Source organism: Lysobacter sp. Soil_C_15, from assembly GCF_057657315.1.
Genome location: NZ_JBDGIR010000007.1, coordinates 47,301 through 60,150 on the forward strand (window position 1 = coordinate 47,301; position 12,850 = coordinate 60,150).

The following is a 12,850-nucleotide window of genomic DNA, read 5'->3' on the forward strand; positions in this document are numbered from 1 at the left end:
GTCAAGGGGCAGGGCGACGGGAACGCGCGACGACTCAGTCGACCCGCACCAGCGCGTCTTCGTAGCGCTCGCCGCGGGCGGCGTACCAACGCTGCGAGCCTTCGACGCCGGCGAGCGCGCGCAGGGCGTCGACGCGTTGTTGCCACAGCGCGGTGCGCTCGGTGTCGTCGACGTCGGCGGCGGACAGGGCGGCGTCGATCGCGGCGATGCCGTGGTCGAGTTCGGCGCTCATCAGGGTCGCCGCGCCGCTGCCGACGCGATCGTCGCGGGCCAGGGCGACCAGCGATTCGAGTTGGGCCGATTCGCCTTGCAGGCGCGCCAATGCCGCGGCCTCGACGGCGGCGGCTGCGACGCGGTCGGCTGCGGCCCCGTCCTTGGCGCCGGTGCCGGCGACGGCGGTGTCGATGGCCGAGCCGGCGGGCGAAGCGGCGCCCGGCGCCGGCAGTGCGGCGCGCTCGCGGTCGCCTGCACCCGCGCCACGCGGCGTTCGCTGGGCCAAGGCGGCTGGGGCCGAGGTCGCGGGCGGGCGTCGCTGGCCCGGTGCGGCGGCCTGCACGGTGGCGGTCGCCGCGCTGCGGGTGTCGGCCGCGGCGACCGGCGCGATAGTCGGCGCGATAGTCGGTGCGATCGCCGGCGTGGGTCCGGCCGCAGGCGTCCGCGTTGCCGGCAGCGCGGCGGCATCGGCCGCGACGACCGGCGCGGCCGCCGGCGGCGACGGCGCGTCGGCTTCGCGCTGGACCAGCCACAACGCGGTCAGCGGCAGCGCCGCGGCGACAGCAGCGGCCCAGGCCCAACGCTGGACGGCGCCGCGCCGGCGCCGCGCCGGCGCGGCGGCCAGCGGTTCGGCCGCGGCTTGGGCCTGCAACTGCGCGGACAGGCGCGCCCAGCCGTCGGCGGGCGGGGTTTCCGGGCCGAGCCGCGCGAACGCTTCGGACCAGTCCTGCGGCGGCGAGAGGGGATGGTCAGGCATGGGCCTGCTCCAGGGAGTTGCGTTGCATGTCCGGTTCCAGCAGTTGGCGCAGGCGGCGGCCGCCGCGCGCCAGTTGCGATTTGGAGAAGCTCGGCGTGCGCTGCATCAGCGACGCGATCTCCTCGTGGGTGTAGCCCTCGGCGTGGTACAGCCACAGCACGCTGCGGGTCGCGGCGGGCAGCTGGGCCAGGGCGCGGCCGAGCGCGGCGGCGTCGGCCGCGGCCGGCGGCGGCGGAGTGCGGTCGTCGGCGAGGTGTTCGTCCTCGGCCTCGACCGCGTGCTCGTGGCGGCGCTGGCTGCGCAGCCGCATCAGCGCCTCGTTGACCGCGATCTGGCGCAGCCAGCCCCAGAACGGCGTGCCGCTGCCGTCGCGGTGGCCGCGGAAATCGCCGATCCGGGTGAGCACTTTGAGCATCGTCTCCTGCAGCACTTCGGTGGCCTCGTCGCGGTCGCCGGCGATCCGCATCGCCAGGGTGAACACCGGCCGCTCGAACCAGCGGTAGATCTGCTCGAAAGCCGGGCCTTCGCCGGCGCGGGCGCGGGCCAGCAACGTCTCCGGGACGTCGATGGCGAAGCTCGACAGCGGGCGCGTCGGCTCCGGCGGGGACAGCGGCATGGGCTGGGATTCGGGCGGCATTCCAGGACAAGGATGCGGCAGGGGCGTGAAGGGTCGCAGCCGCTCGGCAGGCCTATACTGAGGCCACCGGACAAGGAGAAGGGGGAGTCATGGGTACGTCGTTGCTGGCCATGGTGCTGGTGTTCGCCGGGGTGGTGCTGCTGTTCAAGACCGTGCGCATGGTCCCGCAGGGCTACCAGTGGACGGTCGAGCGCTTCGGCCGCTACACCCACACCATGGACCCCGGCCTGCACTTCCTGGTTCCGGTGATCTACGGCGTCGGCCGCAAGATCAACATGATGGAGCAGGTTCTGGAAGTTCCGAGCCAGGATGTGATCACCAAGGACAACGCGGTGGTCAAGGTCGACGGCATCGTGTTCTTCCAGGTCCAGGACGCGGCCAAGGCGGCCTACGAGGTCGCCACCCTGGAGATCGCCATCCTCAACCTGGTGATGACCAACATACGCACCGCGATCGGCTCGATGGACCTGGACGAGTCGCTGTCCAAGCGCGACGAGATCAATACCAAGGTGCTCAACGCGGTCGACGCGGCGACCCATCCCTGGGGCCTGAAGGTCAACCGGATCGAACTCAAGGACATCCAGCCGCCGCGCGACCTGGTCGATTCGATGGCGCGGCAGATGAAGGCCGAGCGCGAAAAGCGCGCCAACATCCTCGAAGCCGAGGGCCACCGCCAGTCCGAGATCCTGCGCGCCGAGGGCGACAAGCAGGCCGCGATCCTGGCCGCCGAGGGCAAGCGCGAGGCGGCCTATCGCGAGGCCGAGGCGCGCGAACGGTTGGCCGAGGCCGAGGCCAAGGCCACCCAGTTGGTGTCGGACGCGATCTCGCGCGGCAACGTGCAGGCGATCAATTACTTCGTCGCGCAGAAGTACATCGAGGCGTTCAAGTCGCTGGCCGAGGCGCCGAACCAGAAGTTCGTGATGATGCCGATGGAGTCGGCCGGGGTGATCGGCTCGCTGGCCGGCATCGCCGAACTGGCCAAGGAGGCGATGGACCGGCAGGCGCCGGTGCGCGGCCCGGGCGTGCCGCCGCGGTCGGGGGGCTGAGATGATCTGGAACTGGCAGACCATCGCCTGGGCGGCGATCGCGCTGCTGCTGTTCGCGGCCGAGGCGTTGGCGCCGGGGGCGTTCATGCTCTGGCTCGGCCTCGCCGCGGCCGCGGTGTTCGCTCTGGTGCTGGTGTTTCCCGGCCTGACCGTGCTGGCCCAGGTGGCCGCGTTCGTGCTGCTGAGCTTCGTCTCGATCCAGGTCTACCGGACCTGGTTCCGCGGCCGCGAGCGCGCCAGCGACCGGCCCTTGCTGAATCGCCGCGCCGAGCAATTGGTCGGCCGGGTCGTGCCGCTGGAGCGGGCGATCGTGCAGGGCGTGGGCCGGGTGCAGATCGCCGATGCGTTCTGGGACGTCAGCGGCCCCGACCTGCCGGTCGGCACGCCGGTGCGGGTGATCGGCACCGACGGCATGAACCTGCAGGTCGAGGCGGCGGATCGGCCATGAACGCGCTGCGCGCCCCGGCGATCGCCGCGCTGCTGTGGGCCGGCGCCGTCGGCGCCGCGCCGCACGGCCCGCACAAGCCGCAGGAACCGGCGCGCACGGATTCGGCCGGCGCCGCGAACTGGGCGAACTGGATCGGCCGGGTGGTGCCGCCGTTCCCCGAGGGCTTCCGCTCCAACACCGGCGGCTGCGTCGGTTCCGGCAGCAACGCCGAGCAGATCTGCGCGCGCAGCATCGGCACCGTCGACGACGCCGACGACCGCTCGGTGCGCCTCTACGCCGCCGAACTGGCCGGCCGCAACGGCAACGAGGCGCGCTGGAGGATCACCGACCTGGTGCCGTACCCGAAGCTGCAGCGCGGCGAGCGGGTGTCGATTTCGACCTGCACCGTCGACGCGGTCGCCGACCCCGGCGCGATCGCGGTCGTCGACACCGCGGTCGAGGACGCGCTCGCGCGCGAGACCTTCGCCGCGGTGCGCTGGGCGGTGCGGCTGGATCGCGCCAGCGGCCGTTTCGTCGATCTCGATCCGCGCCGGGTGCAGTGCTACAACGAAGGCATCGACGGCGAGTGAGCCGCGCCGGCGCGAGGGTCGGCGCCGCATCGCCGGTTCCATGCGCCTGCGTACTCAATCGCCGGCAACGCGCGCGCCGCGCGCTTCTGGGATAATCGGCGGCTCCATCTCCCCGACCCAGCAGGCCGCGCCCCCATGAGCCAAAAGACCATCCTCAACGACGCCCACCGCGCACTCGGCGCCAAGATGGTGGATTTCGGCGGCTGGGACATGCCGATCAACTACGGCTCGCAGATCGAGGAGCACCACCAGGTGCGCCGCGACGCCGGCATGTTCGACGTCAGCCACATGACCGTGGTCGACCTGCGCGGCGAGCGCGTGCGCGAGTTCCTGCGCCGGCTGGTGGCCAACTCGGTCGACAAACTGCAGAAGCCGGGCAAGGCCCTGTACACCTGCATGCTCAACCCGCAGGGCGGGGTGATCGACGATCTGATCGTGTATTTCCTCGACGAAAGCCACTTCCGCTTGGTGGTCAACGCCGCCACCCGCGACAAGGACCTGGCCTGGATCGGCGAGCAGGCGCAGGCCTTCGCGGTCGAAGCGACCGAGCGGCCGGAACTGGCGATGATCGCGGTGCAGGGGCCGAACGCGCGCGACAAGGTGATCGGCCTGCTGCGCGAGGAAGACCGGGCGCGGATCGGCAAGCTCGGCAAGTTCGTCGCCGGCGAGGCCCGTACCGCCGACGGCATCGAGCTGTTCGTCGCACGCACCGGCTACACCGGCGAGGACGGTTTCGAAGTGGTGGTGCCGGAAGACCGCGCGGTGGCGTTGTGGGACGCGCTGCTCGCCGCGGGCGTGAAGCCGGCCGGCCTGGGCGCGCGCGACACCCTGCGCCTGGAAGCCGGCATGAACCTGTACGGCCAGGACATGGACGATGCGGTGTCGCCCTACGAGGCGGCGCTGGCCTGGACCATCGCCCTGGACGAAGGCCGCGACTTCATCGGCCGCGCACCGCTGGAACAGCTCAAGGCCAGCGGCGCGGCGCGGCAGATGATCGGCCTGGTGATGGACGAGAAGGGTGTGCTGCGTCACGGCCAGAAGGTGCTGACCGCGCACGGCGAGGGCGAGATCCTGTCCGGCACCTTCTCGCCGACCCTGAACAAGTCGATCGCCTTCGCCCGCGTGCCGGCCGGCGAGATCCCGCTCGGCGCCGCCGGCAACGTGCGCGTCGACATCCGCGGCAAGGAAGTGCCGGTGCGGGTGGTCAAGTTCCCGTTCGTGCGCGACGGCAAGGCCCAGGACGGCGTGCTCGGCTGAGCCGGCGGCGGCGGACATGATCCAGGTCGAGTACTACTTCAGCCTGCTCTCGCCCTACGCCTACCTCGGCCACGCCGCGGTGGTCGCGGTGGCGCGCGAGCACGGCGCGCGCCTGGCCTATCGGCCGGTGCGGATCTTCGAACTGTTCGCCGCCAACGGCGGCCTGCCGCTGGGGCAGCGCGCGCCGGCGCGTCAGCGTTACCGCCTGTTCGAATTGCAGCGCGCGCGGGCCGAGCGCGCGCTGCCGCTGAACCTGGCGCCCAAGCATTTCCCGGTCGACCCGTCGCTGGCCGACCGCTGCGCGATCGTCCTCGACCAGGCCGGCGCCGATCCTGCCGGTTACATGGATGCCGCGTTCCGCGCGGTCTGGGCCGAAGACCGCGACCTCGCCGACCGCGACACCGTCGCCGCGCTGCTGCGCGCGCACGGCCACGACGCGGCGGCGGTGCTCGCCGCCGCCGAGTCCGAAGCGGCCGACGAACGGTATCGGCGCAATACCGAGGCGGCGATCGCCGCCGACCTGCCGGGGCTGCCCGGCTATGTGTTGAACGGCGAACCGTTCTGGGGCCAGGACCGCGTCGAGGCGCTGCGCGAGGCGTTGCGCAGCGGTCGGGCGCCCTACCGCAGCGAGCTGGCCGGCGGGGCGCGCTGAGGTTCCGGCGCCGCCCCTGTCGCATGTCCGCTCCGCATCGTTAAACTACGCGCCATCAACCAGCCGCTCCCGTCACGTTCGAGGCCAGCCATGAGTGAAATTCCCGGCGATCTGAAGTTCATGAAGTCCCACGAGTGGGCCCGCGTCGAAGGCGACGGCAAAGTCACCATCGGCATCTCCGACCATGCCCAGGGCCTGCTCGGCGACCTGGTCTACGTCGAACTGCCGAACGTCGGCGACCGCGTCGAGGCCGGCAACGCCTGCGCCGTTGTCGAGTCGGTGAAGGCGGCCTCGGACGTCTACTCCCCGGTGACCGGCACCGTGACCGCGGTCAACTCGGCACTGGCCGACAAGCCCGAGACGATCAACGAAGACGCCTACGGCGAAGGCTGGATCTTCACGGTGGCGATCGAGGAACCGGACCAGCTCAACGAGTTGCTCGCCCCGGACGACTACGCCGAACTGCTCGAAGACGACGATCACTGATCCGTCGCCGTCGCCGTCGCCGCCTGCGGGCGGCGCCGGAACCACGGGGAGCGCACTGCGGCCGCGAGCGGCCGACCAGGCGCTCCCCGTTTTCGTTCGCGGGCACCGGGTGCGCCCACGCGCCTGCGCCGGCGACGGTTGCCGTTGCCTTTCCCAACGAAGCCGAAGCAAGGGCTTGGGCCTGCCTCCAATGGGCCCGGACGGCGAAAGCAAATCCCCCGCGCCGCCGCTCTCGCGTCCGGGTCCGGCGACGCAAGGCGCGCGCCCCCTTGGTCGAAGGGGGCGATGGAGACGGGTCGGCTTGGTCGATGAGCGGCGATGCGAACGTCCCGCCCTGCTCGATGGGGCGCCGCTGTCGTCGTCCGGATGCGGCGGTTCCCCCCTTTGAAAAAGGGGCAGGGGGGATTTGCTCCGGACTCCGCCTTGAGCGGCACCACCAGCAAACCGCGGTGCAGTTGCTCGCACCCGACGCAGTAGGACGCGTGTGTTCGTCGGAGTGGCGATAGACAAGCGGCCTCGACCGAGGCAGCGCCCACCTCCGCCGTCGGCGCTGCGCGCGGCGCGCCGCCGGGTGCGGCGGCGTTGGCCGCGTCCTGCCTCCGAGCGCATGCTCCCGCGTCGGCCGCGCGATCGCCGACGGCGCGCGACCGGCACCGGCCGCGCGCCGACCGCGCGCCGACGAACGGTCGTCGGTGGGCCGCGGGCGCGCGCGGCTTCACAGTGGATGCCTCGGCACGTCTTCGCTTCGGCACGGCGTTCGCCGTCGGCCGCGCCGACCGCAACCCGGACGCGTCGCGCGCCGGCGCGGTGGCGCTCGCCGCGCCCGGGCGGCTTCGCGTCGCCGTCACGCGCGTCCGCCAAGGTTTCGCCGGCGGCGATTGAAAACCGCTTATTTGCAGGGATTTTCTGTTTCGTCGCGACGGCTTCGCGATCCGCCTGGAGGTCGCCGGCGCTGTGCGGCCGGCGCGAGCGCGACCGGGTTTTCGCGCCGCGCGCGGTCGGCGGTTCGCGCGCGCATGCGCCGCGCGCGCCTCGTCGGCGTCGCGCTCGCGGCTAAAAACCGTTCGCGCACTTTTGCGCAAATCGGCTTGTGCGACGCGAAATCGACCGGGGCGAGGGGAAGGAATTTTTTGTTCCGGAAACGTCCTTCGATCGCCGCTTCGACACGCGCGATGCGAACCCGGAACGCTTGCGGAAATTCTCGGATCGATTTCTTGATTCGCTCTGAAACCCGCGCCACGCTTGGGTTTCAGCGCGCTCGAAAAAAAACTTCCGCACGCGTTCGCGATACGCACGCGCGTTTGTCGAAGCGGCCGGCGACGCGCGCGAGGCGTCGTCGGGACGGGGCCGGCGGAAAGAAAAATCGGCGGGGTTGTTGACAGTGCGAAAAAGCGTGATTAGGTTTCGCCCAGCAGACGTTTCCTGCAGACGAGAGTGAGAAAACCCAGCGCGACAACATGCAGCACAAATCGGACCTCCGCCCGGACAGTCAAAACGGTGGACGCAGGGTTCGCTTCCTCTGCAGAAATGTTGACCGCACTCTCTTCGCCGATGACATCCACCTTCCCGATGACATCGCTGGCGTCCCGCACCCTGCAACCCGGTTCGCACTCGGCGCGCCGGGTTTTTGTTTGGCCGCCGGTTCTGGCGGCCGCATTCGTCCGCCGTTCCGGCCGACGCGCCATCGCCCCCGCCGCGCCCGCGGCCGGACGCGATCCCCGATCCGTTCCGGCGCGCCTTGCGCGTCGGCGGCTGCACGCGGGTCCGACTCCCGCGGCTCTGTCTTCACAGAGTCCCTTTCCACTGGGCCTATCGCACTACCACTGATCAATCCCTGATCACCACTGACGAGGAGCCATCCCATGGCCGTTAAGAAAGCCGCTAAGAAATCCGCCGCCAAGAAGGCGACGAAGAAGGTCGCCAAGAAGGCTGGCGCGAAGAAGGTCGCCAAGAAGGCCACCAAGAAGACCGCCAAGAAGGCCGCCAAGAAGGCTGTGAAGAAGACCGCCCGCAAGGCCGCCGCCAAGAAGACCGTGAAGAAGGCCGCCAAGAAGACCGCCAAGAAGGCGGCTAAGAAGACCGCCAAGAAGGCGGCCAAGAAGACCGCCAAGAAGGCCGCCAAGAAGACTGGCGCCAAGAAGGTTGCCAAGAAGGCCGCCAAGAAGACCGCCAAGAAGGCCGCCAAGAAGACGGCTAAGAAGGCCGCCAAGAAGGCCCCGAAGAAGGCCGCCAAGCGCGCCCGCAAGGCGAAGTCCTCGGCCGCTCTGCCGGCCACCCCGGCGCCGCTGATCTAATAAGAAACCCCGATACGCCGTAATCCAGCTCTCTCCCCGCAGCCCAGGCGGGGGGAGAGTTTTTTTATGGGCGCGGGAAATGCGCGCGTCCGGCCGCTGCGCTCGGCGCGCGTGCCGCGACCGCCGGGCCGATCCGCGGCGGCGAGCGTCGGGTGAGCATGGGTGAGCGAGCGCGGCCGAGCCGGCCGGATGGCGACGCGCACTGCATCGTGCGGCGGCGATTGCCCCCTCCTGCGAGCGATGCCGATAAGGCGGCGCCGTCGTCGCTTCAGGACAGACGCGATACCGTCGTTGGAGCTGCTGCCATCGCCGTCGACCGCGACTCCCGACTCCCGACTCCCGAATCCCGAGCGAGTGTGCCGCGCGGCGCCACCCACACCGCGGCCGACCTCTCGTCGGCCGAGGCCGGGCATCGGCGTCGTCTCGCCGCGGCAGCGGTTAGGATCGGCCGGGACAGACCGGCCGCGACTCGGCCGCAATCCAACCTCGGGGGAGCCGCGATGAAGACCTTGTTGAAGGGGGCGCTGTACCTGCTGCTGTTGCTCGGCATCGTGTTCGTGGCCGGCGGCTTCCTGCTGCCCGCCAGCAGCCATGTCGAACGTTCGATCGTGATCGAGCGGCCGCCGGGCGAGGTCCACGCCATGCTGAACTCGTTCCAGCGCTTCAACGAGTGGTCGCCCTGGTACGAAATGGAGCCGACCGCGAAGTACGCCTACAGCGGCCCGCAGGCCGGCGTCGGCGCCGCGATGTCGTGGCAGGGCGACAAGGTCGGCAGCGGCAGCCAGCGCATCGTCGAGTCGACCCCGCCGAGCCGGATCGTCAACGCGCTGGACTTCGGCGGCACCGAGGCGACGGCGCGCTTCGACCTGCAGGAAGAAGGCGCCGGCACCCGCGTGATCTGGTCGCTGGACAGCCAGCACGGCTACAACCTGGTCTCGCGCTGGTTCGGCCTGGCGATGGATTCGATGGTCGGCAAGGACTACGAGAAGGGCCTGCTGAAGCTCAAGCAGACTCTGGAAGGCGCCCCGCACTGAGCCGCACAGCCTTCGCCGGCGGCGCAAACGCAACGGGCCGCGGTATCCCGCGGCCCGTTGCGTCGTCTGGATGCCGCTGCGCTTACTGCGGCGCGGCGGTCGACTTCTGCGCGTTGCTGCCGCTGGGGTTCTGCGGCGCGCCTTCGGAGGCGTAGAGCAGGGTCTCGTCGAAGCCGTCCACATCGAGCCAGCGTTGCGCCGGCATGCCGATGGCGCGGTCGAGCATGGTCGGCAGCAGGCCGGTCGGCAGCGCGCTTTCGCTGTTCCACAGCACCGCGAAGCCGAGGTCGCGTTCGGGCAGCAGGGCGACCATGCCGCGATAGCCCTGCACCGCGCCGGCATGGAACACCACCCGGTGGCCGGCGTAGTCGAACACGCGCCAGCCCAGCGCGTATCCGGCCGAGCTCAGACGCTGGCGGCGCCAACTGGAGCCGCGGATCTCGCCGGGGGTGTCGACCAGCGGCTGGTGCAGGGTCGCCAACAGCGGCAGGGGCAGCACGTCCGGACGATGCCCGGTCTGGGCGATCAGCCACTGCGCCATGTCGCTGGCGCTGGCGTTGACGCCGGCGGCCGGCGGCAACTGGTAGTAAGTCGGCTTGGGCGTCAGCGAGGCCCAGCCGCCGCGGCCGCGCACGTGCGGCTTGGCCCAGCGCGCGCTGGCGGTGATGCCTTCCAGGCCGAGGCTGGCGTCGTTCATGCCCAGCGGCTTGAACAGGCGGCGCTGCACTTCCTGGCTGTAGAAGTCGCCGGTGGCGGCGAAGACCACATCGCCGATCAGGCTGAAGGCGATGTTCTGGTAGCCGTAGCAGGTGCCCGGCTGGCAGGTCATCGGCGCATAGGCCAGCTTCTGGGTCAGGCTGCGGTAGTCGGCGTAGTTCTCGAGGTCGCGGTCGTAAGTGTTGTGGCTCAGGCCGACCCGGTGGCTGAGCACGTCGGCGACGGTGATGGTGCGCGCGGCGTTGGGATCGACCAACTGGAAGCTGGGCATGTAGTCGACCAGCTTGCTGTCCCAGCGCAGGGTGCCGTCGTTGACCAGCAGGCCGGTCAGGGTGCCGGCGAAGCTCTTCGACAGCGAGGCCAGGCGGAACACGGTGTGGCTGTCGATCGGCTCGGCGTTGCGCACGTCGGTGATGCCGTAGCCGCGGGCGCTGAGGACCTGGCCGTTGTGCACGATCGCCATCGCCATGCCGGGGATGCGCTGGTCGGCGACCATCGCCTGGGCCATCGACTCGAACTGCTGCACGTCGAAGCCGGCGGCCAGCGGCAGGGCGCGGGTATTGCCGACGCTGCGCGCGGCGGCGAACTGGCCAGCACGCGCGGTGCCGTCGATGCCCTGGCTGCGCGCGACGGCGGTGGCCGGATCCTGGCCGCTGCCCCAGCGCAGCGAGGTCTGCGCGCTCGAACCCAGGGTCAGGGTGAGCAGGGCGGCGAGGGTGCCGAGGCGCCAGGGGGTGAATGAGCGTCGTGAGGAGTCGTGTTTCATCGCTCGGCGCCTGCATGGATCGGATGGGCCGATTCTAGCTCCGATCTCAGGGAATTGAACAACAAGCGTGTTCAGGTTTCTGTTTTTTCAGGGATTAATGGCCGGGGCCCGAACCGGCCTACCGGCGTGCGAAAAACGCCGACGAAGGGTCGCGCCGGCGCCGCCGCGAACGCCGCCGGCGCCGGCATGCGGCGCTGCGTCATGGCCGATGCGCGAAACCGCCGCGCAGCGGCCGGCGCGGGGGCCGGGAAGCGGGGCGCCGATCTTTCCGGGCCGGCCGCCGCGGCTCAGAGCCGGCCGCGGATCAGGTCGCTGGCGCGCTCGGCGATCATCATCGTCGGCGCATTGGTATTGCCGCCGATCAGGCTGGGCATGACCGAGGCGTCGATCACCCGCAGGCCCTCGACGCCGCGCACGCGCAGCTGCGGGTCGACCACCGCGGCCTCGTCGTTGCCCATCCGGCAAGTACCGACCGGGTGGTAGACGGTCTCGGCCTTGGCGCGCACGAACTCGACCAGTTCGGCGTCGCTGAGGTCGTTGCGCTTGGGGAAGATCGGCGCGCCGCGATAGGGATCGAAGGCCTTCTGCGCGAACAGCTCGCGCGAGAGCTTGGCGCACTCGACCATCATCTTCAGGTCGAAGCCTTCCGGATCGCTGAGGTAGTTGGCCTGGATCCGCGGCTTGTCGCCGGCGCTGGCGCTGGCCAGCGAGATCGCGCCGCGGCTGCGCGGGCGCAGGAAGCAGGCGTGGGCGGTGTAGCCGTCGCCGGCGAGGCGGCGGCGGCCGTGGTCGTCGAGCATCGCCGGGACGAAATGGAACTGCACGTCGGCGCGCGCGTCCGGGGCCAGCGCCGAGCGGACGAAGCCGCCGGCCTCGGCGATGTTGCTGCTGCCCGGGCCGCGGTGGCCGCGCAGGTAGTAGTCGAAGGCGATGCGCACATCGCTGACCCGGTCGTAGGTGATGCGCTGGGTCGAGTGCTGCAGGGTGCAGACGTCGAGGTGGTCCTGCAGGTTCTGCCCGACCTGCGGCGCGTCGTGCACGACCTCGATGCCGTGCCGGCGCAGCTCGGCGGCCGGGCCGACGCCGGACAGCATCAGCAACTGCGGCGAATTGATCGCCCCGCCGCTGAGCAGCACTTCGCGCGCGGCGCGCTGGTGGTAGGCGCGGCCGCCGGCGCTGTAGACCACGCCGGTGGCGCGGCCGCGCTCGAAGGTGATCCGGCCGACCAGGGCGCCGGTGACGATGTGCAGGTTGCGCCGTTCGCGCGCCGGGTCGAGATAGGCGACCGCGCTGGAGCAGCGCGCGCCGTTCTTCTGGGTGACCTGGTAGAAGCCGAAGCCCTGTTGCTCGGGGCCGTTGAAGTCCTGGTTGCGGGCGTAGCCGGCCTGGACCCCGGCCTCGATGAATACCGACGACAGCGGGTTGGTGTAGCGCAGGTCGGACACGTACAGCGGGCCCAGGCTGCCGTGCAGGGCGTCGTCGCCGCGGCTGTTGCGCTCGCTGCGGCGGAAGAACGGCAGCACGCCGTTCCAGTCCCAGCCGTCGGCGCCGGCCGCGGCCCAGTCGTCGTAATCGCCGGGCACGCCGCGGATGTAGCACATGGCGTTGATCGAACTGGAGCCGCCGAGCACCTTGCCGCGCGGCCACCACAGGCTGCGGCCGTTCAACTGCGGCTCCGGCGCAGTGTCGTAGCTCCAGTTCACGCCCTTCTTGTCGACCAGCTTGGCCAGGCCGGCGGGCATGTGCAGGAACGGGTGGCGATCGCGCGGACCGGCCTCGATCAGCAACACGCGCGCGTCGGGATCTTCGCTGAGGCGGTTGGCGAGCACGCAGCCGGCGGAACCGGCGCCGATGACGATGTAGTCGAACTCTTGGGACACGGTATCCGAAGCCGTTGTGCGCCGAGTGCGGCGCCGTGCGGGGACCGTAAGCGGCAAAACTAGAGCAAATGCTCCCAATGCGCGCTAGGCGCCG

Annotated in this window: 14 protein-coding genes; 9 read left to right on the forward strand and 5 right to left on the reverse strand. The window is 70.7% G+C overall.

The genetic code is table 11. The features are described from left to right. Positions 1-34 precede the first annotated feature (34 nt). Positions 35-970: a hypothetical protein gene (locus AC3A57_RS16525; RefSeq protein WP_487579923.1), complete on the reverse strand. Its 936-nt coding sequence runs from the start codon at positions 968-970 to the stop codon at positions 35-37. Beyond that, positions 963-1,586: an RNA polymerase sigma factor gene (locus AC3A57_RS16530; RefSeq protein ID WP_255594899.1), complete on the reverse strand. Its 624-nt coding sequence runs from the start codon at positions 1,584-1,586 to the stop codon at positions 963-965. Before AC3A57_RS16530 ends, AC3A57_RS16525 begins: the two co-directional genes overlap by 8 nt. A gap of 110 nt (positions 1,587-1,696) precedes the next feature. Between AC3A57_RS16530 and AC3A57_RS16535 the strand changes: the two genes are divergently transcribed. The 7 genes from AC3A57_RS16535 to AC3A57_RS16565 all read left to right on the forward strand — a co-directional run bounded on the left by AC3A57_RS16535 (position 1,697) and on the right by AC3A57_RS16565 (position 6,947). Continuing rightward, positions 1,697-2,653, forward strand: coding sequence for an SPFH domain-containing protein (locus tag AC3A57_RS16535; RefSeq protein WP_487579924.1), 957 nt, complete (start codon positions 1,697-1,699; stop codon positions 2,651-2,653). 1 nt (position 2,654) lies between these two features. Continuing rightward, complete coding sequence (locus AC3A57_RS16540) at positions 2,655-3,101, forward strand: NfeD family protein (protein WP_221669628.1); 447 nt, start codon at positions 2,655-2,657, stop codon at positions 3,099-3,101. Beyond that, positions 3,098-3,670 carry a hypothetical protein gene (locus tag AC3A57_RS16545; protein ID WP_487579925.1) on the forward strand — a complete coding sequence of 191 codons (573 nt, stop codon included), beginning with the start codon at positions 3,098-3,100 and terminating at the stop codon, positions 3,668-3,670. Before AC3A57_RS16540 ends, AC3A57_RS16545 begins: the two co-directional genes overlap by 4 nt. Before the next feature lie 135 nt (positions 3,671-3,805). Then, on the forward strand, positions 3,806-4,927 hold the full coding sequence (gene gcvT / locus AC3A57_RS16550) for a glycine cleavage system aminomethyltransferase GcvT (protein ID WP_487579926.1): 1,122 nt from the start codon (positions 3,806-3,808) through the stop codon (positions 4,925-4,927). A gap of 16 nt (positions 4,928-4,943) precedes the next feature. Continuing rightward, entirely contained in the window at positions 4,944-5,579 is a 636-nt protein-coding gene (locus AC3A57_RS16555; protein ID WP_487579927.1) for a DsbA family protein, read from the forward strand. Between the two features lie 90 nt (positions 5,580-5,669). After that, positions 5,670-6,065 (forward strand): glycine cleavage system protein GcvH, encoded by a 396-nt coding sequence (gcvH, locus tag AC3A57_RS16560; RefSeq protein ID WP_487579928.1) that lies wholly within the window; start codon positions 5,670-5,672, stop codon positions 6,063-6,065. 720 nt (positions 6,066-6,785) lie between these two features. Beyond that, positions 6,786-6,947, forward strand: coding sequence for a hypothetical protein (locus AC3A57_RS16565; protein WP_487579929.1), 162 nt, complete (start codon positions 6,786-6,788; stop codon positions 6,945-6,947). 7 nt (positions 6,948-6,954) lie between these two features. On the opposite strand, the gene AC3A57_RS16570 is transcribed toward AC3A57_RS16565, so the two are convergent. Further along, a complete protein-coding gene (locus AC3A57_RS16570; RefSeq protein ID WP_487579930.1) occupies positions 6,955-7,305 on the reverse strand; it encodes a hypothetical protein in 351 nt (116 codons plus the stop codon). A 622-nt stretch (positions 7,306-7,927) separates the two neighbouring features. Here AC3A57_RS16570 and AC3A57_RS16575 point away from each other — a divergent pair. Both AC3A57_RS16575 and AC3A57_RS16580 read left to right on the forward strand, forming a co-directional pair. Beyond that, positions 7,928-8,359, forward strand: coding sequence for a hypothetical protein (locus AC3A57_RS16575; protein WP_487579931.1), 432 nt, complete (start codon positions 7,928-7,930; stop codon positions 8,357-8,359). A 500-nt stretch (positions 8,360-8,859) separates the two neighbouring features. Next, positions 8,860-9,393 (forward strand): SRPBCC family protein, encoded by a 534-nt coding sequence (locus AC3A57_RS16580; RefSeq protein ID WP_487579932.1) that lies wholly within the window; start codon positions 8,860-8,862, stop codon positions 9,391-9,393. Between the two features lie 82 nt (positions 9,394-9,475). Here AC3A57_RS16580 and AC3A57_RS16585 read toward each other — a convergent pair whose 3' ends face one another. Next, entirely contained in the window at positions 9,476-10,876 is a 1,401-nt protein-coding gene (locus tag AC3A57_RS16585) for a serine hydrolase domain-containing protein (RefSeq protein ID WP_487579933.1), read from the reverse strand. Between the two features lie 287 nt (positions 10,877-11,163). Further along, on the reverse strand, positions 11,164-12,756 hold the full coding sequence (locus tag AC3A57_RS16590) for a GMC family oxidoreductase (RefSeq protein ID WP_487579934.1): 1,593 nt from the start codon (positions 12,754-12,756) through the stop codon (positions 11,164-11,166). Between the last annotated feature and the right edge of the window lie 94 nt (positions 12,757-12,850).